This is a genomic window from Streptomyces sp. NPDC051051, assembly GCF_040682975.1.
Taxonomy (GTDB): Bacteria; Actinomycetota; Actinomycetes; order Streptomycetales; family Streptomycetaceae; genus Streptomyces.
Genome location: NZ_JBFBCB010000024.1, coordinates 39,404 through 65,614 on the forward strand (window position 1 = coordinate 39,404; position 26,211 = coordinate 65,614).

The 26,211-nt window shown below is 69.5% G+C and carries 30 protein-coding genes and 3 tRNA genes; 14 read left to right on the forward strand and 19 right to left on the reverse strand.

The genetic code is table 11. The features are described from left to right. Positions 1–496: 496 nt before the first annotated feature. The 9 genes from rplL to AB0N31_RS19520 form a co-directional block, all read right to left on the reverse strand. Complete coding sequence (rplL, locus tag AB0N31_RS19480) at positions 497–880, reverse strand: 50S ribosomal protein L7/L12 (protein ID WP_355140812.1); 384 nt, start codon at positions 878–880, stop codon at positions 497–499. Between the two features lie 111 nt (positions 881–991). Further along, positions 992–1,522 (reverse strand): 50S ribosomal protein L10, encoded by a 531-nt coding sequence (rplJ, locus tag AB0N31_RS19485; protein WP_363089021.1) that lies wholly within the window; start codon positions 1,520–1,522, stop codon positions 992–994. A gap of 308 nt (positions 1,523–1,830) precedes the next feature. Next, positions 1,831–2,658: a hypothetical protein gene (locus AB0N31_RS19490; protein WP_366059609.1), complete on the reverse strand. Its 828-nt coding sequence runs from the start codon at positions 2,656–2,658 to the stop codon at positions 1,831–1,833. Positions 2,659–2,767: 109 nt separating this feature from the next. Beyond that, positions 2,768–3,679, reverse strand: a complete 912-nt coding sequence (locus tag AB0N31_RS19495; protein ID WP_366059610.1) for a hypothetical protein — start codon at positions 3,677–3,679, stop codon at positions 2,768–2,770. A gap of 130 nt (positions 3,680–3,809) precedes the next feature. After that, the gene (gene rplA, locus AB0N31_RS19500; RefSeq protein ID WP_319673713.1) at positions 3,810–4,535 is read right to left on the reverse strand and encodes a 50S ribosomal protein L1; all 726 of its coding nucleotides are present in this window, start codon (positions 4,533–4,535) and stop codon (positions 3,810–3,812) included. 103 nt (positions 4,536–4,638) lie between these two features. Further along, positions 4,639–5,073, reverse strand: coding sequence for a 50S ribosomal protein L11 (rplK, locus tag AB0N31_RS19505; RefSeq protein ID WP_020132675.1), 435 nt, complete (start codon positions 5,071–5,073; stop codon positions 4,639–4,641). A 169-nt stretch (positions 5,074–5,242) separates the two neighbouring features. Next, entirely contained in the window at positions 5,243–6,142 is a 900-nt protein-coding gene (nusG, locus tag AB0N31_RS19510) for a transcription termination/antitermination protein NusG (RefSeq protein WP_366059611.1), read from the reverse strand. Positions 6,143–6,221: 79 nt separating this feature from the next. After that, positions 6,222–6,509 carry a preprotein translocase subunit SecE gene (gene secE, locus AB0N31_RS19515; protein WP_366059612.1) on the reverse strand — a complete coding sequence of 96 codons (288 nt, stop codon included), beginning with the start codon at positions 6,507–6,509 and terminating at the stop codon, positions 6,222–6,224. Positions 6,510–6,617: 108 nt separating this feature from the next. Continuing rightward, positions 6,618–6,690 (reverse strand) — tRNA-Trp (locus AB0N31_RS19520). 281 nt (positions 6,691–6,971) lie between these two features. Between AB0N31_RS19520 and AB0N31_RS19525 the strand changes: the two genes are divergently transcribed. Beyond that, positions 6,972–8,198: a pyridoxal phosphate-dependent aminotransferase gene (locus AB0N31_RS19525; protein ID WP_366059613.1), complete on the forward strand. Its 1,227-nt coding sequence runs from the start codon at positions 6,972–6,974 to the stop codon at positions 8,196–8,198. A 123-nt stretch (positions 8,199–8,321) separates the two neighbouring features. Continuing rightward, positions 8,322–9,353: an adenosine deaminase gene (locus AB0N31_RS19530; protein ID WP_366059614.1), complete on the forward strand. Its 1,032-nt coding sequence runs from the start codon at positions 8,322–8,324 to the stop codon at positions 9,351–9,353. A 22-nt stretch (positions 9,354–9,375) separates the two neighbouring features. On the opposite strand, the gene AB0N31_RS19535 is transcribed toward AB0N31_RS19530, so the two are convergent. The 7 genes from AB0N31_RS19535 to AB0N31_RS19565 form a co-directional block, all read right to left on the reverse strand. Further along, entirely contained in the window at positions 9,376–10,599 is a 1,224-nt protein-coding gene (locus AB0N31_RS19535) for a hypothetical protein (RefSeq protein WP_366059615.1), read from the reverse strand. Between the two features lie 267 nt (positions 10,600–10,866). Then, entirely contained in the window at positions 10,867–11,922 is a 1,056-nt protein-coding gene (locus AB0N31_RS19540; RefSeq protein WP_366059616.1) for a UDP-N-acetylmuramate dehydrogenase, read from the reverse strand. A gap of 178 nt (positions 11,923–12,100) precedes the next feature. Continuing rightward, on the reverse strand, positions 12,101–12,529 hold the full coding sequence (locus AB0N31_RS19545; protein WP_366059617.1) for a MaoC family dehydratase: 429 nt from the start codon (positions 12,527–12,529) through the stop codon (positions 12,101–12,103). A 1-nt stretch (position 12,530) separates the two neighbouring features. After that, on the reverse strand, positions 12,531–12,983 hold the full coding sequence (locus AB0N31_RS19550) for a MaoC family dehydratase N-terminal domain-containing protein (RefSeq protein WP_366059618.1): 453 nt from the start codon (positions 12,981–12,983) through the stop codon (positions 12,531–12,533). A gap of 111 nt (positions 12,984–13,094) precedes the next feature. After that, positions 13,095–13,259, reverse strand: coding sequence for a 50S ribosomal protein L33 (rpmG, locus tag AB0N31_RS19555; protein WP_003948671.1), 165 nt, complete (start codon positions 13,257–13,259; stop codon positions 13,095–13,097). 87 nt (positions 13,260–13,346) lie between these two features. After that, positions 13,347–13,419, reverse strand: a tRNA-Met gene (locus tag AB0N31_RS19560). A 46-nt stretch (positions 13,420–13,465) separates the two neighbouring features. After that, a tRNA-Thr gene (locus AB0N31_RS19565) sits at positions 13,466–13,538 on the reverse strand. A gap of 248 nt (positions 13,539–13,786) precedes the next feature. Between AB0N31_RS19565 and AB0N31_RS19570 the strand changes: the two genes are divergently transcribed. Continuing rightward, positions 13,787–15,052 carry an amidohydrolase family protein gene (locus AB0N31_RS19570; protein WP_366059619.1) on the forward strand — a complete coding sequence of 422 codons (1,266 nt, stop codon included), beginning with the start codon at positions 13,787–13,789 and terminating at the stop codon, positions 15,050–15,052. Between the two features lie 130 nt (positions 15,053–15,182). Continuing rightward, complete coding sequence (locus tag AB0N31_RS19575; protein WP_366059620.1) at positions 15,183–15,839, forward strand: SDR family oxidoreductase; 657 nt, start codon at positions 15,183–15,185, stop codon at positions 15,837–15,839. Positions 15,840–15,857: 18 nt separating this feature from the next. Here AB0N31_RS19575 and AB0N31_RS19580 read toward each other — a convergent pair whose 3' ends face one another. Next, the gene (locus AB0N31_RS19580) at positions 15,858–16,070 is read right to left on the reverse strand and encodes a hypothetical protein (protein ID WP_366059622.1); all 213 of its coding nucleotides are present in this window, start codon (positions 16,068–16,070) and stop codon (positions 15,858–15,860) included. Positions 16,071–16,168: 98 nt separating this feature from the next. On the opposite strand from AB0N31_RS19580, the gene AB0N31_RS19585 reads away from it, so the two are divergent. From AB0N31_RS19585 to AB0N31_RS19605, 5 genes are all read left to right on the forward strand, one after another. Continuing rightward, positions 16,169–16,492, forward strand: a complete 324-nt coding sequence (locus AB0N31_RS19585) for a hypothetical protein (RefSeq protein ID WP_366059623.1) — start codon at positions 16,169–16,171, stop codon at positions 16,490–16,492. A 399-nt stretch (positions 16,493–16,891) separates the two neighbouring features. Next, positions 16,892–17,629 (forward strand): TIGR02391 family protein, encoded by a 738-nt coding sequence (locus tag AB0N31_RS19590; RefSeq protein WP_366059624.1) that lies wholly within the window; start codon positions 16,892–16,894, stop codon positions 17,627–17,629. 308 nt (positions 17,630–17,937) lie between these two features. After that, on the forward strand, positions 17,938–19,395 hold the full coding sequence (locus AB0N31_RS19595) for a PIN domain-containing protein (RefSeq protein ID WP_366059625.1): 1,458 nt from the start codon (positions 17,938–17,940) through the stop codon (positions 19,393–19,395). A 168-nt stretch (positions 19,396–19,563) separates the two neighbouring features. Further along, entirely contained in the window at positions 19,564–20,025 is a 462-nt protein-coding gene (locus tag AB0N31_RS19600) for a GntR family transcriptional regulator (RefSeq protein WP_366059626.1), read from the forward strand. A 1-nt stretch (position 20,026) separates the two neighbouring features. After that, positions 20,027–20,593, forward strand: a complete 567-nt coding sequence (locus tag AB0N31_RS19605; RefSeq protein ID WP_366059627.1) for an HD domain-containing protein — start codon at positions 20,027–20,029, stop codon at positions 20,591–20,593. On the opposite strand, the gene AB0N31_RS19610 is transcribed toward AB0N31_RS19605, so the two are convergent. Further along, positions 20,581–21,054, reverse strand: a complete 474-nt coding sequence (locus AB0N31_RS19610; protein WP_366059628.1) for an NUDIX domain-containing protein — start codon at positions 21,052–21,054, stop codon at positions 20,581–20,583. The genes AB0N31_RS19605 and AB0N31_RS19610 overlap by 13 nt on opposite strands. A 1-nt stretch (position 21,055) precedes the next feature. Next, entirely contained in the window at positions 21,056–21,823 is a 768-nt protein-coding gene (locus tag AB0N31_RS19615) for a helix-turn-helix transcriptional regulator (RefSeq protein ID WP_366059629.1), read from the reverse strand. Positions 21,824–22,645: 822 nt separating this feature from the next. Between AB0N31_RS19615 and AB0N31_RS19620 the strand changes: the two genes are divergently transcribed. From AB0N31_RS19620 to AB0N31_RS19640, 5 genes are all read left to right on the forward strand, one after another. Further along, the gene (locus tag AB0N31_RS19620) at positions 22,646–22,909 is read left to right on the forward strand and encodes a DUF6284 family protein (protein ID WP_366059630.1); all 264 of its coding nucleotides are present in this window, start codon (positions 22,646–22,648) and stop codon (positions 22,907–22,909) included. Next, the gene (locus AB0N31_RS19625; protein ID WP_366059631.1) at positions 22,909–23,199 is read left to right on the forward strand and encodes a DUF6303 family protein; all 291 of its coding nucleotides are present in this window, start codon (positions 22,909–22,911) and stop codon (positions 23,197–23,199) included. Before AB0N31_RS19620 ends, AB0N31_RS19625 begins: the two co-directional genes overlap by 1 nt. Further along, positions 23,196–24,203, forward strand: a complete 1,008-nt coding sequence (locus AB0N31_RS19630) for a DUF2637 domain-containing protein (protein WP_366059678.1) — start codon at positions 23,196–23,198, stop codon at positions 24,201–24,203. Before AB0N31_RS19625 ends, AB0N31_RS19630 begins: the two co-directional genes overlap by 4 nt. After that, positions 24,203–24,544, forward strand: coding sequence for an RRQRL motif-containing zinc-binding protein (locus tag AB0N31_RS19635; protein WP_366059632.1), 342 nt, complete (start codon positions 24,203–24,205; stop codon positions 24,542–24,544). The genes AB0N31_RS19630 and AB0N31_RS19635 overlap by 1 nt, the downstream gene beginning before the upstream one ends. A gap of 79 nt (positions 24,545–24,623) precedes the next feature. Then, positions 24,624–26,210, forward strand: a complete 1,587-nt coding sequence (locus AB0N31_RS19640) for a hypothetical protein (protein ID WP_366059633.1) — start codon at positions 24,624–24,626, stop codon at positions 26,208–26,210. The last annotated feature ends 1 nt before the right edge of the window (position 26,211 follow it).

The following is a 26,211-nucleotide window of genomic DNA, read 5'->3' on the forward strand; positions in this document are numbered from 1 at the left end:
GGCCGAAAGGCCAGGTCAGAGAGGGTCTGATCATCGATGCTCGGGCGAGGGCATGCCCCTGGTGACGGGCAGGGGACAGCTAACAGGCAGCGCAAAGGGTCAGTGTAGCCAGTTGGCACACTGATGTCCAGTGCGGGTTTTTCGAGACCCTCGTAGTTCTCAACGCCCTCGGTCCGGTAGCCCTCAACGCACGGTGATACTGCCCTCTTCGCCGTCGATCCATGCCTCGGATACGGATCCTTGTGACGACGCGTCCTGAGAATTGCGCGCTGCGTGCGGTTCGTCAAGGCCCCCATGCCCGGACGCGGGGCGTCCGGGGACAAGACGAAGATCACCATACCCCTCGCGAACTCAGGTGCAAGGTAACCGTGGCCGGGCCCTCGGGAACGCCGAAGAGCGACCACCCGGATGGATGATCGCTCCTCGGTGCGTCGGCGTTACAGCCCCGAGGGGATCTGTTTCGGCCTTCGCTGCGGTCGTCGCCGACCGCGGGGTGTTACTTGACCTCGACCGAGGCGCCGGCGCCCTTGAGGGACTCGGCGGCCTTCTCGGCGGCGTCCTTGGCGACCTTCTCGAGGACGGGCTTCGGGGCGCCGTCCACGAGGTCCTTGGCCTCCTTCAGACCCAGGGAGGTCAGCTCACGCACGACCTTGATGACCTGGATCTTCTTGTCGCCCGCACCGGTGAGGATGACGTCGAACTCGTCCTTCTCCTCCTCGGCCTCGACCGGGGCACCCGGGGCGCCCGGAGCGGCGACGGCGACCGCGGCGGCGGCGGTGACGTCGAACTTCTCCTCGAAGGCCTTCACGAACTCGGAGAGCTCGATGAGGGTCATCTCCTCGAACTGCGCGAGCAGGTCTTCCTGGCTGAGCTTCGCCATGGTGGGCGATCCTTCCACTAATTCGGCAGGTGCCGGATGTACTTGTTCGGCGGGCGTACGTTCGGCCCGCTAAGACCGCTGCCTCAGGCGGCGGTCAATGCGCGAGCCGAATTACTCGGCACCGCCCTGCTCTTCCTGCTTGGCGCGAAGGGCGTCCACGGTGCGGACGAGCTTCGAGGGAAGCGCCTGGAAGAGCTGTGCAGCCTGGGACTGCTTGCCCTTGAAGGCACCCGCCAGCTTGGAGAGCAGAACCTCGCGGGACTCGAGGTCCGCAAGCTTCTTGATCTCGTCGGCGGACAGCGCCTTGCCGTCAAGGACACCGCCCTTGATGACGAGGTTGGGGTTGTCCTTGGCGAAGTCACGAAGACCCTTCGCCGACTCCACCGGGTCACCGGTGACGAAGGCAACTGCCGTCGGACCGTTGAACAGGTCGTCGAGCGTCGAGATCCCGGCCTCGTTGGCCGCAATCTTGGTCAGCGTGTTCTTCACCACGGCGTACTGGGCGTTCTCACCGAGCGAACGACGCAGCGACTTGAGCTGCGCCACGGTGAGACCCCGGTACTCGGTCAGCACGGCGGCGTTCGAGCTGCGGAACTGCTCCGCGAGCTCGGCTACCGCGGCAGCCTTGTCGGGCCTTGCCATGAGCGTCGGCCTCCTTCCGGGTGTTGACGACCGCTCGGAAGGGGCTGGGACAAACGAAACGCCCCGGCGCAGGCGCACGGGGCGAGAGCTCGACCGAACGAGATCCGCGTACGGATCGCGGTCCGGGAGCACTTCCACAGTCACCTGCGCGGGTCGTCCGCATATCAGCGGATCCTTCGGCCACCGCACCCTCTTGCGAGCGCACGGCAACGACCAGCGGTCTTTGGCTTCTGTAGGAGCGTACGGGAACGGGTCGCCGTCAAGCAAATCCGCCCGTGAGAGGGATCAGCGCTCCGCCCGCGAGGGGCTCAGCGGCCGGCCTTCCTCGTCTCCTCGGCCAGGTCGAAGGTGTCCGAGGCGGGCGGGGCCTGCACGGTGACGGGCTTGCCGAAGTCGAGGAAGGTGACGGTGAGGTCGAGCTGGCCGTGCCGGCCGAAGCCCTGGAGCCGCAGCTGCTTGATGCGGCCGTCCTCGTCGATCCAGACGTCCATGTCCAGTTCGTCGACGCCGAGCTTCTCGTACTGCGCGAGGGACTGCTCGCGCCGCCGGCGGACGCTCCCGGCCTCGTCGCGGTAGGAGGCCCGGATCTCGTCGACGCCGGCCGTGCCCTCGTAGTGGGTGGTGGTCACGCCGTCGACGGTCTCCGGGCCGGTCGTCCTCAGGTCATCGGCCGCGGTGAGGAAGGTGCTCTCGTGGGCCGGGTTGCGGCGGACCTTGTCGGCCATCGACGTGGTGTCGGCCTTGACGCCGCTCGGGGTGCCGGAGCTTCCGGGCGCCCCGAACCGCATCCAGTGCCTGCCGTCCTCGGTTGCCTCGTCGCTGCCGACGTACAGCACTCCGCCGACGAGGCGGACCTCGCCGACGCCCTTGTCCGGACCGCCGAGAACGGTCGTCCGCAGGCTCATGGCCGGCGGCTCGACGGCCATCGCGGCCTCGGCCCTGATCCGGCCCTCCTCCGGCGTCCGGCCGGTCATCCGGTAGCGCAGGGAGCCGATCCGCTCCGTCTTCTCCGCGGCCCGCGCGACGGCCGTGGCCGCGGTCTTCGGGTCGCCCCCGTCCGCCGCCCCCTCCGACGCCGCCGCACAGCCCGTGACGAGCAGGGCGGACAGCCCGAGGACACCCACGGAAGATCTCATGCACGTTCCCCCACGCAGCACACGGTGAACACCTGGTCGGTCCACAGCGAGGGGGTGAAGGTATCCCAGGGGTGCGGGCGGGGTCCTGTGAATTCCCGGCGGTCCGCTCTCAGGGTGTGGAGCCGGCCCCCTGCTGCCGGAGCAGCTCGGAGAAGTCTGCGGTGTCGGCCGCCGGGGGCGCCTCGGTGTCGACCGGGGTGCCGTAGTCGCTGTAGTAGGCGGTCTGGCTGTACGTGCCGTTCGCCGACCGGCCCTTCTCGACCTTCTTGACCAGCAGGTCGTCCTCGTCGACCCAGATGTCGACGGTCTCGGTGGTGACGCCGGCCTGCTCCAGCTGTTCCTTCAGGTCGGCGAGCTGGCTCTCGCTGAGGCTGGAGTTGCGGCCCGCGAGATCGGCGACCTCGACGGTGCCCGAGTAGTGCGTGGTCCGCTCGCCGCGGACCGTCTCCTCGCCGACCCTGCGCACGTCCCCGGAGGCCAGCAGGAGCTTCACCGACTGGTTCGGGGTGGAGTTCTCCATCTGGTCCTTGAGATAGGCCCCCGAGCCGCCGCCGAGGGTCTCCAGCGCGTCGTACGGGTACTTGATCCAGTGCTTGCCGCCGGCCTGCTCGGCGAAGGCGTCGCCCATGCGCGCGTAGTACGCGTCGGGCAGATAGCGGGCCTGCATCGAGGTGGTGCCCAGCTGCCGCATGGTGTCGGCCATGGTGCCGCCGGTGTAGGTGATGGTGAGGGTGCCGGTGAGACCGTCGCCCCAGCCGAGGGAGCCGTCGGCCGTCATCGCCATCACCGAGCCCATGGTGGTCGTCGACTCGACCTTGGCGGAGTCGGCGTCACCGGTGGACTTCTCGGCGGTGCGCAGCGCGGCTATCGGACTGACGCGGCTGCCGCCGTCCCCACCGGAGGAGGCGGAGCCCTCGTCCCCGTCGGATCCCCCGGAGCCCGAGCTGCAGGCGGTCGCCCCGGTCAGCAGGGCCGCCGCGACGATCGAGAGGCCCGCCCGGCGTGCGCTGGTGCCCTTCATACCCTCACCCCCATCTTGTCCCCGTGTCCGCACGGTAACGCACGGCACCGACAGCCGTACGGGAAAAGGGACGAGCCCCGCACCTCGGAAGGTTGCGGGGCTCGTCGCCGACCGATGCGAACCGTCAGGTTCAGACCGCGGCCGGGTCCTCCTCGACGAGGAGGTTCCGGGTGCGGTTGGGGTCGACCTGGATGCCGGGGCCGATCGTGGTGCTGATCGCGGCCTTCTTGATGTAGCGACCCTTGGCGGCGGACGGCTTCAGACGGAGGATCTCCTCCAGCGCCGCGCCGTAGTTCTCCACCAGCTGGGTGTCGTCGAACGACGACTTGCCGATGATGAAGTGCAGGTTCGAGTGCTTGTCGACGCGGAACTCGATCTTGCCGCCCTTGATCTCCGTGACGGCCTTGGCCACGTCGGGGGTGACGGTGCCGGTCTTCGGGTTCGGCATCAGACCACGCGGACCGAGCACGCGGCCGAGGCGGCCGACCTTGCCCATGAGGTCCGGGGTGGCGACGACGGCGTCGAAGTCCAGACGGCCCTTCGCGACCTCGTCGATCAGTTCGTCGGAGCCGACGATGTCGGCGCCGGCGGCCTCCGCGGCCGCAGCACGGTCACCGGTCGCGAAGACCAGGACCCGGGCGGTCTTGCCGGTGCCGTGCGGCAGGTTCACGGTGCCACGGACCATCTGGTCGGCCTTGCGCGGGTCGACACCCAGGCGGAAGGCGACCTCGACGGTGCCGTCGAACTTGGACGTGGAGGTCTCCTTGGCGAGACGGACGGCCTCGAGCGGGGCGTACAGCTTCTCCCGGTCGATCTTGGCGTCCGCAGCGCGGAGAGACTTGCTGCGCTTGCTCACTACTGCTCCTGGGGGTTCTGAGGAGTCGTGGTACGGGCCGAGCAGGCCCTGCCACGTGCGGCCGGAGCCGCAACTGCTACGAAGGTGCTACGGGGCTGGGAACTCAGCCCTCGACCGTGATGCCCATGGAACGGGCGGTGCCGGCGATGATCTTCGACGCGGCGTCCAGGTCGTTGGCGTTGAGGTCGGGGAGCTTGGTCGTGGCGATCTCGCGGACCTGCGCCTCGGTGATCTTGGCGACCTTGGTCTTGTGCGGCTCGCCCGAGCCCTTCTCGACACCCGCGGCCTTGAGGATCATCTTCGCGGCCGGCGGCGTCTTGGTGATGAAGGTGAAGGAACGGTCCTCGTAGACCGTGATCTCCACCGGGATCACCCAGCCACGCTGCGACTCGGTCGCGGCGTTGTAGGCCTTGCAGAACTCCATGATGTTGACGCCGTGCTGGCCGAGCGCGGGGCCGACCGGCGGGGCGGGGTTCGCCGCACCGGCGTTGATCTGGAGCTTGATAAGCCCCGTGACCTTCTTCTTCTTGGGAGGCATTGCTCTCTCCGGGTCCTAGTGAGAGTTTTCAGCCGTCCGGTCCGGATGATCCGGATGGAGGCATACCGCACAACGATAACGGGTATCCCTGCGCGGCCAAAAACCGAGCAGGTCAGGCGCCGCGCGAGCGGCCACCTGACCTGGTCGGAGGCTTGTGTTCCAGAAGGGGCTAGTTCTTCTGGATCTGGTCGAAGCTCAGCTCGACCGGGGTCTCGCGGCCGAAGATCTCGACGAGGCCCTTGACCTTCTTCGAGTCGGCGTTGATCTCGTTGATCGTGGCCTGGAGCGTGGCGAACGGGCCGTCCGTGACGGTGACCGAGTCGCCGACCTCGAAGTCCAGGACCTGGACCTCGACCTTGCGCTGCGGAGCCGGCTTGCCCTCGGCCTCGGCGGCCTCGCGGGCGGCCTTCTCCTCGGCCTCCGGGGCGAGCATCTTGACGATCTCGTCCAGGGTCAGCGGGTACGGGTCGTAGGCGTTGCCCACGAAGCCGGTGACGCCGGGGGTGTTGCGGACGACGCCCCAGGACTCGTTCGTCAGGTCCATGCGCACCAGCACGTAGCCGGGGAGCTTGTTCTGACGGATCGTCTTGCGCTCGCCGTTCTTGATCTGCGCGACCTCTTCCTGCGGCACCTCGGCCTGGAAGATGAAGTCCTCGACGTTCAGCGAGACGGCGCGCTGCTCGAGGTTGGTCTTCACGCGGTTCTCGTAACCGGCGTACGTGTGGATGACGTACCACTCGCCGGGCAGGGTGCGGAGTTCCTCGCGCAGGGCGGCGACGGGGTCGACGGGCTCGGCCGGCTCGGCTTCCTCGGCCTCTTCCGCGACGGCCTCGCCGTCCTCGGAGTCCTCCTCGTCGGAGCCCTCTTCCTCGGAGTCCTCTTCCTCGGAGTCCTCTTCGCCCTCGACGTGCAGCGCGGCTTCCTCCGCGGGCTCGCCCGCCTCGGCATCGGCAGCCTCGAACTCGTCCAGGTCCTCGTCAGCGCCCTCGACGATGTCGAGCTCGTCGTCAACCGACTCGGCATCCGCCCCGCGAGGCTCCATGGCGTCGTTCAGGTTCTGGTCAGACACGGTGGCTGCTTCTTCCTGGATACATAGGGGTGGAACACGCGAAAGGGGCGCCGATCACCCGGCGCCCTTCGCTCTCGGCTCAGCCGAATACGTACTTCGCGGCGTGGTCGAGTCCATAGTCAATCACGGTCACCAGACCAATCATGATGACCACGAACACGATCACGACCATGGTGTACGTCGTCAGCTGGCCCCGCGTCGGCCAGACGACCTTGCGAAGCTCCGCGACGATCTGGCGGTAGAAGAGCGCGAGCCGCTTCAGCGGGCCCTTCTTGGCGCGCTTGCCGCCCTTGCGGGACTTCTTCTGCGTCTCAGGCACCTCGTCCTGGGCATCAGGCGTGTCGATGGAGCCCACGGCGTCCGCCATTCGTCCTCACCTGTTCCCGGGTCGTGGCCGTGCCGCGCCCGGTCTGAGCCGCACGGCGGTGCATTTCTGTACGTACATGCGCACACTGCCTGGCGAAGGAGTGTGTAGCAGGGCCGGAGGGACTTGAACCCCCAACCGCTGGTTTTGGAGACCAGTGCTCTACCAATTGAGCTACGACCCTTTGTGTGTTCCCCAACGTACCGCATCCGTCCGGGTGCTTGGTGTGCACCGGTTGTGGCACGGTTGTTGAAGGCCAACGACGTAGGAGTGTACGTGCTCCGGGGCGCCTCGTCGAACGTGAAGCGCCCGTGAGGCCCCCGGCGGCGGAAGATCGTCGGGAAACGGCCGGAAGATCACCAGGCCACCGCCGGGATCAGCACGGACGTTCGCAAGGGGGCCCGTCCTTGTTCAGTCCGTGAAACCCGTGTGCCGGGCGCGTTTCCTGTCTGAAAACATGGGGCCATGAGCCCTGCAACCCCTCCCACCGAGCGCCGGGTCTCCGCCCGGGTCGGTGCGATCTCCGAGTCCGCCACCCTCGCCGTGGATGCCAAGGCCAAGGCCCTGAAGGCCGCCGGGCGGCCGGTGATCGGCTTCGGCGCCGGTGAGCCCGACTTCCCGACCCCGGACTACATCGTCGAAGCCGCCGTCGAGGCCTGCAAGAACCCGAAGTACCACCGCTACACGCCGGCCGGCGGCCTGCCCGAGCTGAAGGCCGCGATCGCCGCGAAGACGCTGCGCGACTCCGGCTACGAGGTCGAGGCGTCGCAGATCCTCGTCACCAACGGCGGCAAGCAGGCCATCTACGAGGCCTTCGCCGCGATCCTCGACCCGGGCGACGAGGTCATCGTCCCGGCGCCGTACTGGACGACGTACCCCGAGTCGATCCGGCTGGCGGGCGGTGTCCCGGTGGAGGTCGTCGCGGACGAGACGACCGGTTACCGGGTCAGCGTCGAGCAGCTGGAGGCGGCGCGCACGGAGCGGACGAAGGTCGTCCTCTTCGTCTCCCCCTCCAACCCGACCGGCGCCGTCTACAGCGCGGCCGAGGCGGAGGCGATCGGCCGCTGGGCCGTGGAGCACGGTCTGTGGGTGATGACCGACGAGATCTACGAGCACCTCGTCTACGGCGACGCGAAGTTCGTCTCGCTGCCGGCGGTCCTTCCCGAGCTGCGCGACAAGTGCATCGTGGTCAACGGCGTCGCCAAGACGTACGCGATGACGGGTTGGCGGGTGGGCTGGATCATCGGCCCGAAGGACGTGGTGAAGGCGGCGACGAACCTCCAGTCGCACGCCACCTCGAACGTCTCGAACGTGGCCCAGGTGGCCGCGCTGGCCGCCGTCTCCGGTGATCTGGACGCGGTCGCGAAGATGCGGGAGGCGTTCGACCGCCGCCGCCGGACGATCGTGCGCATGCTCAACGAGATCGACGGCGTGCTCTGCCCCGAGCCCGAGGGCGCCTTCTACGCCTACCCGTCGGTGAAGGGGCTGCTCGGCAAGGAGATCCGCGGGAAGCGCCCGCAGGACTCCGTCGAGCTGGCGGCGCTCATCCTGGAGGAGGCCGAGGTCGCGGTCGTCCCGGGCGAGGCTTTCGGCACGCCGGGCTACCTGCGGCTGTCGTACGCGCTGGGCGACGAGGACCTCGTCGAGGGCGTGAGCCGGATCCAGAAGCTGCTGGCGGAGGCCAGGGACTGACCCGCCCCGTGCGCGGGTCCGCGGGCCGTCTCCTCCGGGAGGCGGCCCGTTGCCGTGTGCGAGCAAGACCACGTTCGGGGAAACGGCTACCCGGACGACCTCGGCGTACGGCAGGATTCCGGAATGGAGCGTGTACGTGATGTCTCTGAGCTGCCGAAAGCCCATCTGCACCTGCACTTCACCGGGTCGATGCGGCCCGGCACCGTGCTGGAACTCGCCGACAAGTACGGCGTGCGTCTGCCGGAGACGCTGAGCGAGGCCCTGACCAGCGGGGAGCCGCCCCGGTTGCGGGCGACCGACGAGCGGGGCTGGTTCCGCTTCCAGCGGCTGTACGACGCGGCCCGCTCCTGCATCAGAGAGCCCGAGGACATCCGGCGGCTGGTGCGCGAGGCCGCCGAGGAGGACGTGAAGGACGGCTCGGGCTGGCTGGAGATCCAGGTGGACCCGACGTCGTACGCGCCGCGGCTGGGCGGGCTGATCCCGACGCTGGAGGTCATCCTGGACGCCGTGGAGTCGGCGTCGAAGGAGACCGGGCTCGGGATGCGGGTGCTGGTGGCGGCGAACCGGATGAAGCATCCGCTGGACGCCCGCACGCTGGCCCGGCTGGCCGTGCGGTACGCCGACCGGGGCGTGGTGGGCTTCGGGCTGTCGAACGACGAACGCCGCGGCATGGCGCGGGACTTCGACCGTGCCTTCGCCATCGCCCGGGAGGGCGGGCTGCTGTCGGCCCCGCACGGCGGCGAGCTGGCCGGGCCCTCCTCGGTGCGGGACTGCCTCGACGACCTGCACGCCACGCGGATCGGTCACGGCGTCCGGGCGGCGGACGACCCGCGGCTGATGAAGCGGCTCGCCGAGCGCGGTGTCACCTGCGAGGTCTGCCCCGCCTCGAACGTGGCCCTGGGCGTCTACGACAAGCCGGAGGACGTGCCGCTGCGCACCCTGTACGAGGCCGGGGTGCCGCTGGCCCTGGGGGCCGACGACCCCCTGCTGTTCGGCTCCCGGCTGGCCGACCAGTACGAGCTGGCCCGCCGCCACCACGCCTTCACGGACGAGGAGCTGGCCGAACTGGCCCGCCACTCGATCCAGGGTTCGGCGGCCCCGGAGGGCGTGCAGCAGAAGCTGCTGTCGGGGGTGGACGACTGGCTGGCTTCCTGACCGGCGGCCGTCGCGCCGCGGTTCACCGGCCGGGTCGGCGTGGCGCGCTCCGCGCCGGTCCGGGCGGACGGTGCCGCATGGTGCGGCGCGGTGCGACGGGGCGTGGGCGTGGGCGTGGCCCCCTGTTCTCGGTGAGCAGGCGCTGCGCGGTCCTGGCGTCCTCGATGTTGCCGCCGTTGAGGGCGGCACCGGACAGCAGCGCCGCCTGGAGGACGGCCGCCACGCCGGCGGGGACGTCCTCGTCCTGTCCGGCCCGCAGCAGCGGCTCGGCCGCCTCCACCAGGTCCTCCGGGTCGCCCGAGCGCATCGCCATGCCGAAGCGGGCCAGGCCGGCGGTGACCTGTTCCTGCCAGGAACCGCGCGGCAGGCCGTCGACCGCCTGCTCCAGTTCCTCCGGGCGAAGGGTGCCGGGCGCGAACAGCTCCAGCAGCGGCAGCATGTCGTCCGCCGCGAGTTCGACCTGCTCGCGGATCTCCTCCCGCGGGCCGCCCAGGGGCTCGGGCGAGGCGTCGGGCAGGCTCTTGAGCATCTCCATCGCGGCGCCCATGAACATCCGGAGCTGCGGCGGCATCGCGCCGGTCGCGGTGGCGTAATCGCCCAGTTCCAGCAGCGAGTCCCGGTCCCGGGCGGACTGCAGCAGCCGCAGCAGCGTCGTCCGGTGTTCGAGGTCGGGGTGGTCGGCCGGGTCGGCGGTCTCCGCGAGTTCCGCCAGCAGGGCGCCGACCTCGGCGAGGTCCTCGCGCAGCACGCCCCCGTCGGGTGCCATGAAGGTGGCGCCGACCGTGAGGACGTCGATCATGTCCTGCCGGCCCTGGAAGGCGAGGTCCGGCAGTTGCGGCACCAGCAGCCTGATCAGGAGTTTGGTGACGGCCGTCCGGGACTGCGTCTCCCGCTCGGTGACGGGTTCCGGCTCGCGGGCCTCTCGCAGCAGGACCAGGGCCTCGGCCCGGTGACCCGCCGGGTCGGCGGCCCCGCCGTGCGTGGCGTCGGCCAGGTGGCGGACGGCGAGCAGTGTGCCGCGCGCCATCCGTAACGCCCGCCGCGCGGCCCCGTCCCTCTCCTGCTCGGCGTCCGCGAGTTCGCGCAGGATCCGTTCGGTCGCGGGACCGTCCGGCAGTCCGCCGCCCTCTCCGGCGCGGGCCCACTCCTGACTGACCGCGGTCGCCCGCCGGAACAGCTCCCGCGTCCGGGCTTTCTGTTCCGCCCCGGCCCGTTCCTCCCCGGCCGTCCCCTGCGTCCCGCTCACCGTCACGCGCGCCTCCCCGGATCCCTTTCGCCCACATAGTGGCGGCGCCGCAGGGCCCGCGCGGGGGTTTCGGCCGCATTTCAGCCGCACCGACCGGGAAACAACCGTGCTGCGGGGGAGTCGGGAGAGGTCCGGAGGGCCACCATCGAGGCAGGGGGCGTCCGCGGCCGCCGGGGCCACGGATCGGGGGAGGCCCTTGGCCCGCGGCCGCCCCCTGCCCACCGTCACCGCACCCACGGCGGGCTCCAGGGCACCGCCGGACAGGCCCTACAGCCCGACCCCGACCATCACCGGCTCGTTGACCAGGGTGACGCCGAACGCCTCCCGCACCCCGGCCACGACCTCCCGGGCCAGCGCCAGCAGGTCCTCCGTGGTGGCCTCGCCGCGGTTGGTGAGGGCGAGGGTGTGCTTGGTGGAGATGCGGGCGGGCCCGCTGCCGTAGCCCTTGGTGAAGCCGGCCTTGTCGATCAGCCAGGCCGCGGAGGTCTTGGTGCGCCCCTCCCCCGCCGGGTAGGCGGGCGGTACGGCGTCCTCGCCGAGCCGTTCCCTCACGCGCGCGTGGAACACCGCGAAGTCGGCGTCGGCGAGGATGGGGTTGGTGAAGAAGGACCCGGCGGACCAGGTGTCGTGGTCCTCGGCGTCCAGGACCATCCCCTTGCCCGCGCGCAGCTTCAGCACGGTCTCGCGGGCCTGCTCCAGCGGCACCCGGTCGCCGGGCGCCACGCCCAGGGCGCGTGCCGTCTCGGCGTACCTGAGCGGCGCGGACAGCCCGCCGGCGTCCTCCAGGGCGAAGCGGACGCGCAGGACGACGTAGCGCTCGGGGTCGGCCTTGAAGCGGCTGTGCCGGTAGGAGAAGGCGCACTCCCCGTTGCCGAGGGTGACCGTCTCGCCGGTGCGGCGGTCGTAGGCGATCACCTCGGAGATCGTGGCGGACACCTCCTGGCCGTACGCCCCCACGTTCTGGATCGGGGTCGCGCCGGCCGAGCCGGGGATGCCGGCCAGGCATTCGACGCCGGCCAGTCCGGCCTCGACGGTGCGGGCGACGGCGTCGGTCCACACCTCACCGGCGGCCAGCTCCAGCGTCGTACCGGCGAGGTCGAAGCCGCTGGTGGCGATGCGCAGGGCGGTGCCCGCGAATCCCTTGTCGCCGATGACGAGGTTGGAGCCGCCGCCGATGACGAGCAGCGGCGTGCCGTCGGCGTCGGCCTCGCGCACGGCGGCGACCACCTCGGCGTCGGTCGTCGCGGTCACCAGCCGGGTGGCGGGGCCGCCCAGCCGGAAGGTGGTCAGCGGGGCGAGCGGGGCGTCGTGGAGTTCCAGCACGCGCCCAAGCCTACGAGACGGCACCGACAGCCCCGGCCGCGCACTCACCACGGGTAAGGGGCGCCCCACAAGGGAAGACGCCCCTTACCCCCACCGGTGTCGGTGCGGACGTCTCCGGCCCCGGGCGGACCTCACCGGGACCGGTCACGCTCGTACCGGTCGTACGACCGGGTCGGGCTCAGGCCAGTCGTACGACCGCCCGGGACATCCCCAGCACCTTCTGTCCGCCGCTGGTCGCAGTCAGGTCCACGCGGACCGTGCGGTCGTCGAGCTTGGCGCCGATCTTGCCGCTGACCTCGATGGTCGCGCCCTCGTCGTCGTTCGGGACGACGACGGGCCGGGTGAAGCGGACGCCGTACTCGACGACGGCGCCCGGGTCGCCGGTCCAGTCGGTGACGACCCGGACCGCCTCGGCCATGGTGAACATGCCGTGCGCGATGACGTCCGGCAGGCCCACCTCCTTGGCGAACTTCTCGTTCCAGTGGATCGGGTTGAAGTCCCCGGAGGCACCCGCGTACTGGACGAGGGTGGCCCGGGTCACGCCGAACGACTGCGCCGGCAGCTCGGTGCCGACCTCGACGTCGTCGTAGGAGATCTTCGCGGTCATGTCAGCCCTCCTCCGCCGCGCGGGCGACGAGCTTGGTCCAGGCGGTCACGACGTGCTCGCCGGCCTCGTCGTGGACCTCGCCCCGGACGTCCACGATGTCGTTGCCCGCCATGGACTTGATCGCCTCGATGGTGGAGGTCACGGTCAGCCGGTCACCGGCCCGCACCGGGCGCCGGTAGGCGAACTTCTGGTCGCCGTGCACCACCCGGCTGTAGTCGAGACCGAGCTGCGGGTCCCGGACGACCTGGCCCGCGGCCTTGAACGTGATGGAGAACACGAAGGTCGGCGGGGCGATCACGTCGGGATACCCGAGCGCCTTGGCGGCCTCCGGGTCGGTGTAGGCCGGGTTGGTGTCCCCCACGGCCTCCGCGAACTCGCGGATCTTCTCCCGGCCGACCTCATAGGGATCGGTGGGCGGGTAGGTCCGTCCCACGAAGGACTGGTCGAGCGCCATCGGCTCGGCACCTCCTGCTTGCTCTGCGTCGCTCTACTGACCGGTACTGGTCGCTCAACGACGCGAGGCCGCCCCCGATCACTCGGGGACGGCCTCGCGTACGAGCCTGAATTATCGCGTTTCGCGGTGCGCGGTGTGCGCATTGCAACGCGGGCAGTGCTTCTTCATCTCCAGTCGATCCGGGTTGTTACGCCGGTTCTTCTTGGTGATGTAGTTCCGCTCCTTGCACTCCACGCAGGCCAGCGTGATCTTCGGGCGGACGTCGGTGGCAGCCACGTGAGTGCTCCTTGACGAACGGATGGGACATATACGCAAGAAAGAGTAGCCGATCGAAGGACCGACCCCACAATCGGCTACTGTCAGTAGCGGTGACCGGACTTGAACCGGTGACACAGCGATTATGAGCCGCTTGCTCTACCGACTGAGCTACACCGCTTTGATGGGATCAGGTCCCGCCTCACGACGGGAACCTCACCCACCAGAGCCCCAATACGGAATCGAACCGTAGACCTTCTCCTTACCATGGAGACGCTCTACCGACTGAGCTATTGGGGCGAGCGATGAAGACATTACACGGTCCGCAGCCGTTCACCCAAATCCGTTTGCCCGACCCCGCCGGCCCCCGTTCCGCCCAGGCGGCACACGGCTCCCGAGCCCCTCCGGCCCACCGGACCGCACCGGTACGACTATTGCGCTCCTCCCCGACAGCGCCGGACGGCCGCCCTAGGCTCGACTCACTCTGCGTGATCTTGCCCGAGCCCCGGGCAGCGAGCCCCCACTCCCTGCCGAGCCCCTGGAGCGCGATGCCCGACAGCCAGCCGCAGCCGCCCCCGCCGTCCGGGACGCCGGCGTCCACGGACGGGCAGCAGGACCCCGGCGTCCTCCTGCTGTGCGGCGCCCGCCTCACGGACGGCCGGACCGTGGACGTACGGCTGGGCCGCGGGCGCATCGAGGCGGTCGGCACCGCCGGCAGCCTGACGGCCGGCACCGCTCCCGCCCCCGGCACCCGCGTGGACCTCGGCGGGTACCTCCTGCTGCCCGCCCCCGCCGAACCCCACGCCCACGCCGACACCGCGCTCTCCGCGGACACCGAAGGACCCGTCTCGTACGCCCCCGAGGACGTCCAGCGCAGGGCCACCGAGGCCGCCCTGCTGCAACTCGGGCACGGGGCGACGGCGTCCCGCGCGCACGTGCGCGTCGGCGACGTCCAGGGGCTCGGCTCGCTGGCGGCCGTCCTCCAGGCCCGGCGCTCGCTGCGCGGGCTGGCCGAGGTGACGACGGTGGCCATGCCCCGGCTGCTGACCGGGGCGGCGGGCGCGGACGGGCTCGCGATGCTGCGGGACGCCCTGAAGATGGGCGCCTCGGTGGTGGGCGGCTGCCCGGACCTCGACCCCGACCCGACCGGCTACGTGGAGGCCGTCCTGGAGGTCGCCTCCGAACACGGCTGCCCCGTCGACCTGCACACCGACGCCGCCGACCCGGCCCGCCTGGCCCGCCTGGCCGCGATGGCGGGCGGACTGCGCCCCGGCGTCACCCTCGGCCCGTGCGCCGCCCTCGCCCGCCTTCCCGCCGAGTCCGCGGCCCGCACCGCCGACCGACTCGCCGCGGCGGGCGTGACGGTGGTGTGCCTCCCCCAGGGCGGCTGCGGCGCCACCGACCGCCGCGACACGCCTCCGGTACGGCTGCTGCGCGCGGCCGGCGTCCGGATCGCGGCCGGCAGCGGCACCCTCCGGGACGTCTCCAACCCGGTCGGCCGGGGCGACCCGCTGGAGGCGGCGTACCTCCTGGCCTCCCGCCACGGCCTGCACCCCGAGGAGGCGTACGACGCCGTCAGCACGTCCGCGCGGGCGGCCCTGGGGCTGCCCGAGGTGCGGGTGGAGGCGGGCTTCCCCGCCGACCTGCTGGCCGTCCGCGGCGACCGCCTGGCGGGCGCGCTGTCGCTGGCGTACAGCCGGATCGTGATCCACCGGGGGCGGGTGGTGGCCCGCACCAGCGCGGTGCGCGAGTACTGCGACTCGGCGGCGGAGGAATGGGGACTGCCACGGCAGGGGCGGAGCACGTTGCCGTAGGCCGGGATCCGGTGTCCACGGGGATGCGGTGTCCACGGGACACGACGGCCGCGGGATCCGGCGGCCGCCGTGTCCGGTGTCCGGCACCGGTGACGCGCCGTACGGCCCGGCCGGGCGTACGGTCGAAGGCATGCGCATTGTCATCGCCGGAGGTCATGGTCAGATCGCGCTGCGGCTGGAGCGTCTGCTCGCCGCACGCGGAGTCGAGGTCGCGGGCATCGTCCGCAAGGCCGAGCAGAGCGACGACCTGCGGGCCGTCGGCGCCGAACCGGCCGTGCTGGACCTGGAGTCGGCGTCGGAGCCGGAGGTCGCGGACGTCCTGCGGGGCGCGGACGCGGCGGTGTTCGCCGCGGGCGCCGGCCCGGGCAGCGGAACGTCCCGCAAGGAGAGCGTCGACAAGGGCGCGGCGGTCCTGTTCGCGGACGCGGCGGTCCGAGCGGGCGTACGCCGCTTCCTCGTCGTGTCCTCCTACGGTGCCGACCCCGACCGCCGGGGCGACGAGGTCTTCGACGTCTACCTGCGCGCCAAGGGCGAGGCCGACGCGCACGTCCAGGGGCTGAACGGTCTCGACTGGACGATTCTGCGCCCCGGTTCCCTCACGGACGACCCGGGCGAGGGCCGCGTCCGGCTGGAGGCGCATACCGGCCGCGGGTCGATCCCGCGCGACGACGTGGCCGCCGTCCTCGCGGAACTGCTGGACACCCCGGCGACGGCCGGCCTGACCCTGGAGCTGGTCTCCGGATCGACGCCGGTACCGGTGGCGGTGAAGTCGGTCGCGGGCAACTGAGCGCGCCGCCGGGCGCGTTCAGAACAAGGGCAGCTGGCCGGGGATGCCGGACACCACGTACCCGTCCAACGAGGGCTGGACCGCACCCAGTTGTGCCGCGCTGCGCGAGCCGGGACAGGACGTCAGCCGGCCGTTCTCGCGCGCGCCGGGCGGGTCGTGCCGGGCGAACCGTCCGGCGACGACGGCGATCTCCCGACGACACTCGGGGCAGGTTCTGCGGCGGCTGGACATGCGCTCAGTCTGCCCCACTGCGCCACACGGGTCCCGCGCGGCAACGCACGCCCCGTTCGCCGCGCGCGACCGGCGTCCTCTCCCTAGCATCGCTACATATGGCACATATCTTCGAGGAACTCGTCGCGAAACAGCGTGCGGCCGACGAGGCGCACGCGAGGGTCCTGCACCTGCGGGACACCTACGGCGCACCCACGGCGGCCCCTTGGTCCCAGGCCCAGACCGACACCTACGAGACCGCCTGGCGCGCCTGGCGCGACCTCGCCCGCGACGCCCAGGCCGCGCTCACGGAGTACGCCAAGGACGAGAACAGACCCCGTAACGACGTCGAAGCGGACGTGCGGAAAGCCGCGAAGACATGGGAACGGGAGGAAGCGTCGGGACCGGCAGCGGGGCCGCCCCCCGGGCCGGCAGCGGGGTAGGCGCCGGGGCCGCCGTCCAGGCCCGCAGCGGGGTCGGCGCCGGGGCCCTCGTCCGTGCTCGGCTCATCGATGGAGCCGCCGTCCGGCAGCCGATGAGCCGAGCGCCGTCTCCCACCGCCCGTCCGGACCAGAGAAAACAGCCGGAAACGAAGCAGACCCCCTCCGCCCTGCGTTTCCGCAGTTCGGAGGGGGTCTCACTCAGCGTGGCGGCGCCAGGATTCGAACCTGGGAAGGCTGAGCCGGCAGATTTACAGCGGGCCGGGTCCGGGCGCCTTGACCTGCGATTTCCGCATCTCGGGCCACCCTTGGGGGACACGTGGGGGAGCAAGGGTGTCTCCCGGCGACTCTAACTAGCGGAAACCGCTGCCCGCTCTGGGCTACTCAACCTATGGTCCGGGTATGGATCACGCCTACGCTGTCGAGACGCTGAGCAACTTCCTTGAAGACGTAAACGTCCACCTCTCGAAGCTAGAAGCGGCCAACGAGGACAAAACCGGCAATCGGTACTGGCCGGACTGGCCTCAGGACCTCGCGATCGATCTGGTGCGCGCCCGCGCAATCGTTGACGCCTACGTTCCACAAGCTCTTACCGAACTGGGCCAGTACGTCCCGGAGGGTCTTGGGTATTGGCAACTCGTACGCTTTGCGACAGCCGAGGCCCTTGGGCACGCAAAGCACGCAGACGAGATCGCAGCGTTTCTACGGCCCGCTTCACCTGTCATCCAGGCGGACGCGCTTCACCCTTGGGTCTGGGACTCTGCCGCGCCGCTCTGGGCCGCCGAAGCCCATCAAGATGCCGTCCTCGCCGCCGCTCGCACTGTCAACCGACGCCTCCAGCAGAAGCTTGGACGCCACGACATCGGCGAGAAGGACCTCTGCATGCAGAGTTTCGACATGAAGGCGCCCGAGGAGGGCAAACCGCGCCTTCGTTTCAACGGAGACCGAAGCACCCCGTCCTGGAGGGCCCGCCAAGACGGCGCGAAGTACACCTCCGCCGGCGTCTTCTTAGCGCTCCGGAACCTCGCGGCTCACGAGGACGAGGTGAACTGGGCCCAGCAGGAAGCCTTGGAGTACCTAGCGACGTTCTCGGTCGTAGCCCGTTGGATCGAGGAGTGCACAGTCGAGACGGCTTCATGAGCGCTTGCAGAATCCTGCTCGATCCACAGGGCTCCGCGCTCGTCCGTCACCATTCATCGGAGTTGTCACGCAGCGGATTGCACGCCCTCGACCCCTTCCGACCACGGTGGCTTCCGAGTGAGGTCATGGCATTCTCGCTACATAACCAATCGTCAGTGTTATGAAGCGCCGGGCGCCACAGGGAGTCACTCGCTAAAATCGACAGGCCGGTCGTGACAGATAGGAGCAATATGTCGACATTTCTGAGTGGGTTTGAAGGCCGCTGGCGCCGCCCTGCGGGCGACTACAAAGCTGCCGTCAGGTCGCACATGATCACCTTGGATACAAATGTCCTCCTAGCACTCTATCGCTTCACGCCAGAGTCACGGAATGAGCTTATAAATGTGATCGAACAACTGCGCGACCGCGTATGGATTCCGCATCATGTCGCATCAGAATATTACGCCCGGCGAATAGATGCAGTAAAGGGGAGACTGAAACTTCACGAAACAGTCCCTAAGGGCTTGGATGAGGCAAAGAGGAAGGCCATACAGGAGCTGCAAGCGTTCTCAAAAAACTGTTCACTTTCTGACGAAGACAAGAGGAAGCTAATTGCACCAATCGAAGAAGCCTTCGGGCGTGCGGCAGATGAAGTCCGACGCCATTCGAAGTCATTCGATCTCACGTTAGAGAATGTGGTTTCAGACGATCCAGTACTCTCCAACCTGGCGCGCATTCTCGACGAGAGAGTAGGTCAGCCTTTCAGTGGAGATGAAGAAGAGGCGCAGAGAAAAGAAGCCGAACGCAGATACGCGGAAAAAATTCCACCGGGATACAAAGATGCCAGCAAAGAGGAGAATCCTCATGGAGACTTCTTCATCTGGGAGCAGATGCTCCGTGAAGCATCTAGCCGCGAGGCATCACTACTATTCGTAACAAACGACATCAAGGAGGATTGGATTGCAAGGGAAAGCGGCCTATTCATCGGAGCCCGGTCGGAGCTAATTCAGGAATTCAAAAAGCGCTGCCAGGGCGGCGATTTCCTTATCGTGCAGTTGGGCACCTTCTTGAAATACGCTAAAGAAGAGCTAGGCGCGTCGGTTAGCCCATCGACCCTGGAGCAGGCGAAGAACCTTCAGGAGGACGCGGGGTCAAGCGACGCGGTGGAGGTGACCCTGGACGCCGATCAAGTCCGCACGCTTCCCCATGTGCTAGCAAGAGAAGCGGAGCGGTGGGATGTGAAAGCCGGGAACCCGAAGAACAGCGTCCGCTATCGCCAGGAGGCCATGAATGAAGGGCTGCGCACACTGGAAGTAATTGAACGCCTAGGAACAGCCCCGCAAGAGCAACTGCCCAACGGCTTCGTACGAATGAGGTTCCGAAGTGAAGATTGGAAACGCATAAGCAGGGCAGTTCGACTTCAGAGGGCCCTCAACCACACTGCCACCCTTAACGACTCAGCTATAGAGCCATATACCGAATTCACTGAAAGAATTAGCCAATTGGAACAGGAGCGCGAGCACCTGGCAGCAGCGTACGAGGAAGGAAAACGAGAGGTGCAAATGGCTCGACTAGAGGCCGATTCAGCGAAAATGACCGGAGAGGGCGGGAGGGACTTTCTTGAAGCTGAACGCGCCGCAGAGAAGGGAGAGAATCACCTATTGACAATTCGACACAGAATTGCCCAGATTAACGAGCAGATAAAACATGCAAGAATTGGAATCGCCGATCTCGTAAACGACCATGCAGAGATGATTCAAAGGAGACTCCCCGATGTCGAAGTATAAATAACAGCAGCGATATTAGGAATCTTCCGGATGGAGTCGTTTTCGTTGCTGTATTTCGCTGATTGAAACCAACCTGGGGTCTGTACCTTGACGTCTGGGCCGCCTCTGCGACGGTGGCGAGTCGTGGGAGGATTGGGGTGACGCCGGGCAAACAGAGAGGGAGAGCGAATGTCGCAGCAGGCCAACCCTCGGGGGACTTTCCTGAAAATTGCCGACTCAGTGAAGAGGCGGATCGAGGACGACCCGACCATGACGGAGCTTCCATCTCTGGCTGAGGTGATGAGCGACCACAAGGTCTCGCGCGGGGTCGCCCTCCGTGCGTTCGGCGTGCTGCGTCAGGAAGGCATGGCCGAACCGGTGCCGGGCGAGCGGTGGCGTGTCGTGCGCGCCGGCGCACTGATCGACCGACGCCCGCTCGATCAGCGGATCGCGGACGTCATCACGACTGAGGGACTCCAAGTGGGGGAAGCGTTCCCGAGCGCTTCCGCGCTGGCCGAACGGTTCGGGGTGTCACGTCCCACGGTGGCCAAGGCGCTGGAGAAGTTGGAAGCCGCCGGCGTGCTGGCGGGGGGAGGACAGGGCAGAGTGCGGACGGTCCGCGCCCTGCCGGCGCGAGAGGAGCGTTTGTAGCTTGCCGACGTTGACGGAGTGGGCATATCCCCTGGCTGAGTCACTGCTTTCCGAGCCGCTGCCGCGGCGCTGGAAGCACTGCCTTGGGGTCGCCGAGAGGGCCCGTACGATCGCGCTCGTTCTCGACCAGGACGCGGACCTGTTGGAGGCCGCGGCGGTGCTGCACGACATCGGCTATGCGCCGGACCTGGCCAAGACAGGCTTTCACCCGCTGGACGGTGCGCGTTACCTCAGGGACGTAGCCGGCGCCGATGAACGGGTGACCAACCTGGTCGCTCACCACTCCTGCTCGTGGCTTGAGGCAGAAGCGCGCGGGCTGCACGCAGAACTGACGGGTGAGTTCCCCCGTGAGAGCGAGCATCTGAATGACGCGCTCTGCTACTGCGACATGAACACGACCCCGGACGGCACGCCGACCAATCCCGTCGACCGAATCAACGAGATCACCGGCCGCTACGGACCGGACAGCCTGATCGGCAAGTTCATCCGCCGGGCCGAGCCGGAGATCCTCGCCTGCACATGCCGTGTTCTCGAACGGGTCGCCGTTGCGAAGCGTCAGCCGATGTAGGGCGCCGTCCGCGTGCGGTCCATGGCGTGCTCGATCCGTAGCCGCATCGTGGGATGCACGTCCAACGCCTTCAGGTCCGCCGGGTCGACCCAGCGGACCTGAGTCGTCTCGTCGCTCGTGCGCAGCTCGCCACCGACCGGCCGCGCCCGGAAACAGATACTGAACTGCTGCCGGACCTCACCGTCGTCGTACTGCATGACGTGCCCAGGGTCGGTGTAGAGCCCTGACACGTCGACCACTTCCGCCCGGATGCCGGTCTCTTCCCAGACTTCCCGCACGACGGTGTCACTGATGGATTCGCCCACATCGTGACCGCCACCGGGAAGTGCCCAGCGCCCGTTGTCGGATCGCTGAATCATCAGCACTTGCCCAACCTCGTTCTGCACGAACGCAACGACTGACGGCACGACGGAGTTGGCCGGCGGCGCGTCGGGGTCGTGCAGGTAGTCGGTACGGCCCATGTCAGGCTCCCGTGATGCTCGCTACGTCCTGGTCAGTGATTGGTCTGGCGCGCTCCCAAGTGTGGTCGATGCTCTTCGCGTACGTGTCGAAGAGACTCCCACCCGGGAGTCGTCGCAGGTGCAGGACGGGAGCCATGTACGCGCCGATCCCGTAGACGTGCGGGTTGACGAGCATCTCGTCGTCGGCCCGATAGATGGAGTTGTAGAGCGTCGATTCGTGCAGCCGGAAGCCGATGTCGGGGTGACTCCGCATGAGGGGCCGGTACAGGACGAGAGCGTTGCGGATCTTGCCGTCCATGATCTGATGCCCCTCGTCGATGCCGCGCTGTCGAACGGCCGCGCACCCGGGGTCACCGAGCAGAATCCGCACCTGCGCCCCCGCTTCCGCTTTCGCCCTCAACAGGTCGTGGAAAAGGGGATCTTCGGAGAGGAACAGCCCGGAGTAGACAAGCACGTCCAGGTTCCGATCAGCGCGCTTGTACAGCTCTCGCCACAGTCCGGTCGGCACCGTGTGACGGTGCGGGTAGACGGTCGCGATCTCGGCCTTTGTCAGGTCCGCCGCGCCGTCAACGGTTCGGCCGTCTTCCCACAGCGAGGTCACGTCAACCTTGAGCGCTGCCGCCGTCGCGTACTGGTGGCGCCGGTACGGCACCTTGCCCTGAGTGATCCAACGTTCCACCGTCTTGGGGTTCACCTCAATCGCTTCAGCCAGGCTCTGCACGGTCATGCCGCGGGCCAGGAGAGCGGAACGTAAACGCTCGTTCGACATCTGCACCCCCTGAGGGACTTCTAGGGACTTCTCGACCGTAGCCAGAAGTCCCGTAGCTGTCCATGGAGGGGGTGACCAACTCCCCTGAGCTGGGGGAATTCTGAGACTACGTCAAGACGTCCCGGCGAAGAACCAAGTGATTCCGACGGCATGCTTGACAGCCCACCATGCAGTACCTGTAAAACAGGTACTGCATAGAGCGTCCAGAGGAAAACCCCCTGCGGGTGAGTACGAAGCGAGCGCGCGCTGGTTGAGAACTCAACAGAGTGATGAGTTGGCGGGGCTAAAGCTCCGCCCCCGCAACGGCCCGGGTGACGGCCGTCGGCGGCCCCTTAGCGGTAGGAGAACCAGTCCTGCCCCGCGTGTCAGCACTGGAGAACAGCCCCAGGGATCTTCCTCCACCACTGGAGGTCAACCCCAAGGTTGCCACCTGGTACGCGCCGCCCTGCTGGCGTCAGAGCAGTGACGATGACGCGCCCGATTTCCCCGGCTCGGGACCGGTGCCCGTGGCAACGGAGCACCGGTGAAAGCCGTGTCCCTGCGATCGGTTGGTGGTCGGTGTGAGCCGACGACATACCGAGGCGCCGCCGCAATGGACCGGCCGGCGGCGCCCGTACAGCAAGCCAGGTCCTTCTTCGGTCTCGCAGCGCTGGCGCTGCGGCCGGCTGCCTCTCCCGCCCGTCCGTTCCGCGCGCTGCGTGAGGACGTACGGGCGGGAGCGCGGGGAGCCGGATCGTCCGACTTCAACGGCGAGCGGCTCCCGAGTGGCACCCCGGGAGCCGCATTTGGGCCGTTCACCCCTGTGAGAGGACACACGACCCAATGACTCACATCGTGACTGTTCAGGACGCTGTTACCGCGTTCGCTCCGTGGATGGAGCCGACGGCCGCGGAGCTGGACGCGATCGAGCTGGAGATGCCCGCGATCCTGGCGGACGTCGACCTGATCGACGCGCAGATCGCCACGCTGGACCGCACGCCGAGCGAGCTGGACGCCCGCCGCGTCCGGCGGGCCCGCCGCCGGGTGCTGGCCACCCGGCGGGACCTGGCCAACCAGGGCGGCGCCGACGCGCCGGTGGTGGCGTGATGGCGCGGGAGTTCACGGCGCAGATGTCCGTGTTCAAGGGACGCTGGCGCCTGTACATCGTGCTACTGGACGGCGTCACCTGCCCGTGGCCGGAGTACTCCTTCGACCGGGCCGCTCCGGTGCCGACGCTCTTGGAGCGCGTGGACGCGCTCAGCGTGCTCGGCTTCGAGCCGGTGCCGGGCGCTGAGTGGCGGTGGACCGAGGACTTCGAGGGCCCCGACGACCCGGCCTCTGCGGTGATGCTGATCGCCGCCGTTCAGGTGCGTTCATGGACGGGGGCGAGCGCGTGAACAGTGACCCGATCCGTTCGGCGGAACGCGCGCTGTCGGTCGGCACCTGGCTGATCGTGGCCGGCGCGATGCTGTACTCGATCCTGACCGTGACCCCGCTCGCCGCGGCCCACACCCCGCCCGAGTGGGACTGGACGGCCCCGATCCTGCCCCTGGTCGTGGACGCGGCCGTAGTCATCGTGGTCCGCCTCGATGCCGTCCTGGCCCGCCTCGGCGGGCACGGCGGACGCTGGCCGGTGGTCCTGCGGTGGATGACCGGCTGTATGACGCTGGCGTTGAACGTCGCCGATTCCGCGCTGGCCGGGGACCTGGTGGGCGTCGCCGTGCATGCGGTCGCGCCGCTGCTGCTGATCGTCACCGCGGAGACCGGCCTGGCCTACCGACGCGCCATCACCGCCGCCGTCACCGCGCGGGAAGCCCAGCAGCGGGCCGAGCGCGAGCAGGCTGAGCAGGCGGCGCGGGAGCGGGCCGAAGCCGCCCGCCAGCAGGCCCGCGAGGAGCGCGAGCACGCCGCCGCGCTGGCGCGTGAACAGCGTGAACACGAAGCCGCCCTAGCCCGCGAACAGGCCGAGCGGGAAGAGCGGGCCCGCCGCGAGGAGCGCGAACGTGAAGAGGCCCGGGAGCGGGCCGAGCGGGAGATGCGTGAACGCCGTGAACGCGAGCGTGAACAGCGCGAACGCGAGCGTGAACGGGCCGAGCAGGAAGCGGCCGAGCGGCGCGAGCACGAGCGCCGGGAGCGCGTGGAGCGGGAGCGCCGTGAACGGGCCGAGCGACAGGCGCGGGCCGAGCGTGAACGCGCCGCCCTGCTGGAGCGCGGTCCGGCCGAGGACAAGCTTCCCGAGCACGAGGCCCGCCCCATCGTCGCCGCCGCGTTCGGCGCCGGTCTGCCGGTTCGGGCCGCTGCGGAGTTGTGCGGCTGGTCGGTGGGGTGGGTGTCCGCCCGCTACGCCGAGCACCGCGGCGCGGACGCCAGCGGTGCGGAACTGGCGCTCGTGAGCCGCTGATGGCCACCCTCCCCACCTACCCCTGGCGGCTCGCACCGGAAGGGTTGGCAACTCGCCGTCAGCTGCGCGCGATGGGCCTGCGGCCGGGCGGGCAGGACGTGGCCGCACAGGTCGAACGGCCCCGCCGCCGCCGCGGCCCGCTGGTCGCCTACCTCTACCGCGTCGACGACGCGAAGCCCATCCGGCCGATGACCCCGGCCCGATGGGCGGCCCTGGCCAAGGCCAACGCCGCCCGCCGCGCCTGTCCGCAGTGCCGCCGGGATGCCGGCTACGTCATCCCCGCGGAGCTGGGCACGTGCGTGCCCTGCGCCTACCCCGACGACGAACAGTGCGCCGCTTGAAACCCCATGCCAACAGGGCCCGACCGCAACTTTCCACGGCTTCGGTCGGGCCCCACTCCAGCAAAGGAGTACCAGCAGCATGACGGAAGTCAGCATCGAACCGGAAGCCGTCGCCGCTCCCGCCCCCGCACCGCCCCCGAAGTCGCCCCCGGCTCCGGCCGTGGTGGAGGTCGACCACACGCCCGGTGGCTGGCCGGTCGTCCCGCTCGCCCTGTCGGGGACGAACACGACCGTGGGCATGGTCGCCGCCGCCTCCCTGGCCGGCGGCCCGATCGCCGCGGCCGTCGCCGCCACCGGGGCCGTCGTCCTCGGGGTGGCCGCCGCCTCCCGCAACCGCAACCCCAACCCGCGCCGGGAGGCGCGGCGGGCCGCCGCCCGCGCCGCCGGCCGAAGTGCAGCAACACGCACGGCGGGCCGCACCGGTGCAGGCAGCACAGGGGCAGGCCGGTCGTCCCGCTCCGGTGCGGGTGCCGGGCAGATGCCCGGCCAGTCCCGCCGCAGTACCTCGCCCACCCCCACCGGCCGCACTGCGGGTCCCACGACCGGCCGCAGCGCGGCAGGTGGCAGGGCCGGCAGGACCGGGTCCGGCTCGCCGAAGGACACGGCCGGCCGCCGCGGCGCCGGCTCCCGGTCCGGGGCCGGGTTGGGTGCCAGGGCCATAGGCCGGGCGGGGCAGGTGCGGGCGCTGCGGTCGGTCGGGCAGGGTGCGGGGGGTTCGCGGGCGGAGCGGCGGGCGCAGACGACGGCGGCGCGCCGCGCGGTCGCCGACGCCCGCCGCACCCCCACCCCTCGCCCCGGCCGGCACGGTTCCGGCGCGCACCGCGGCCCGGCCGGGCGTCTGGCGGGCGCCGCTGCGGGTAGGGCGCGTGCGGTGCAGCGGGCGGCGGTCGCTCAGCAGCGTGCCCGGCGGGATGCGAGGACCGCGGAGCGGGTGGCCGCGCAGCGCAGTGCGGTGCGTAAGGCGCCGGCGCGGCGGGCGGCCCGTAAGGCGCTGTACCGGTCGGCGGCCCGCTTCCACGGCCGTCGGCTGCTGGCCGCGCTGCTCGCCCTCCCCCTCGGTCTGCTGGGGCTGGTCACCAGCCCGATCGGGCGCAAGTTCAACCTTCCCTGGCTCATCCACCCCGGCCGCCGCCTGTACGCCCGCCTGGTCGCCGTGGCGGCCCAGGAGCGCGCCGAGCGGGACGCCGACATCCGCACGGAGCTGGCCGAGCAGGAAGCCGCGGCCGACGCCGACGGCGCGGACGAGGTCGCCGACCGGGTCGAACGGCCCGCCGGCCAGGTTCCCACCAGCACAAACACCGATGTGAGTGAAGGAGAGCACGTGTCCGGTTTCCGGTTCGAAGAGGTGGCCGCCGAGATGGAGCAGGCCGCCAACGCCTACGACCCCGACAACGCCATGGAGATCCTCGCCATGGTCGAAGGACTGCCCGCCGCCCTGACGTCGGTGGCGAACGTGATGAAGATCCTCGCCGAGCGCTCCGACTCGGAGTTCCCGCTGGAGAAGGAGGTGGCGGACGGCTTCAACGACATCTTCGGCGCCCTGATGAGCGCCGTCGCGGTCGCCGAGGACATGGGCCCGATCTTCCGCCAGACCCACGAGCAGGACATCGCCCGCCACGAGGACCCCCGCAACGGCAGCGAAGCCGAGAAGGGCTGGAACGTCTAAC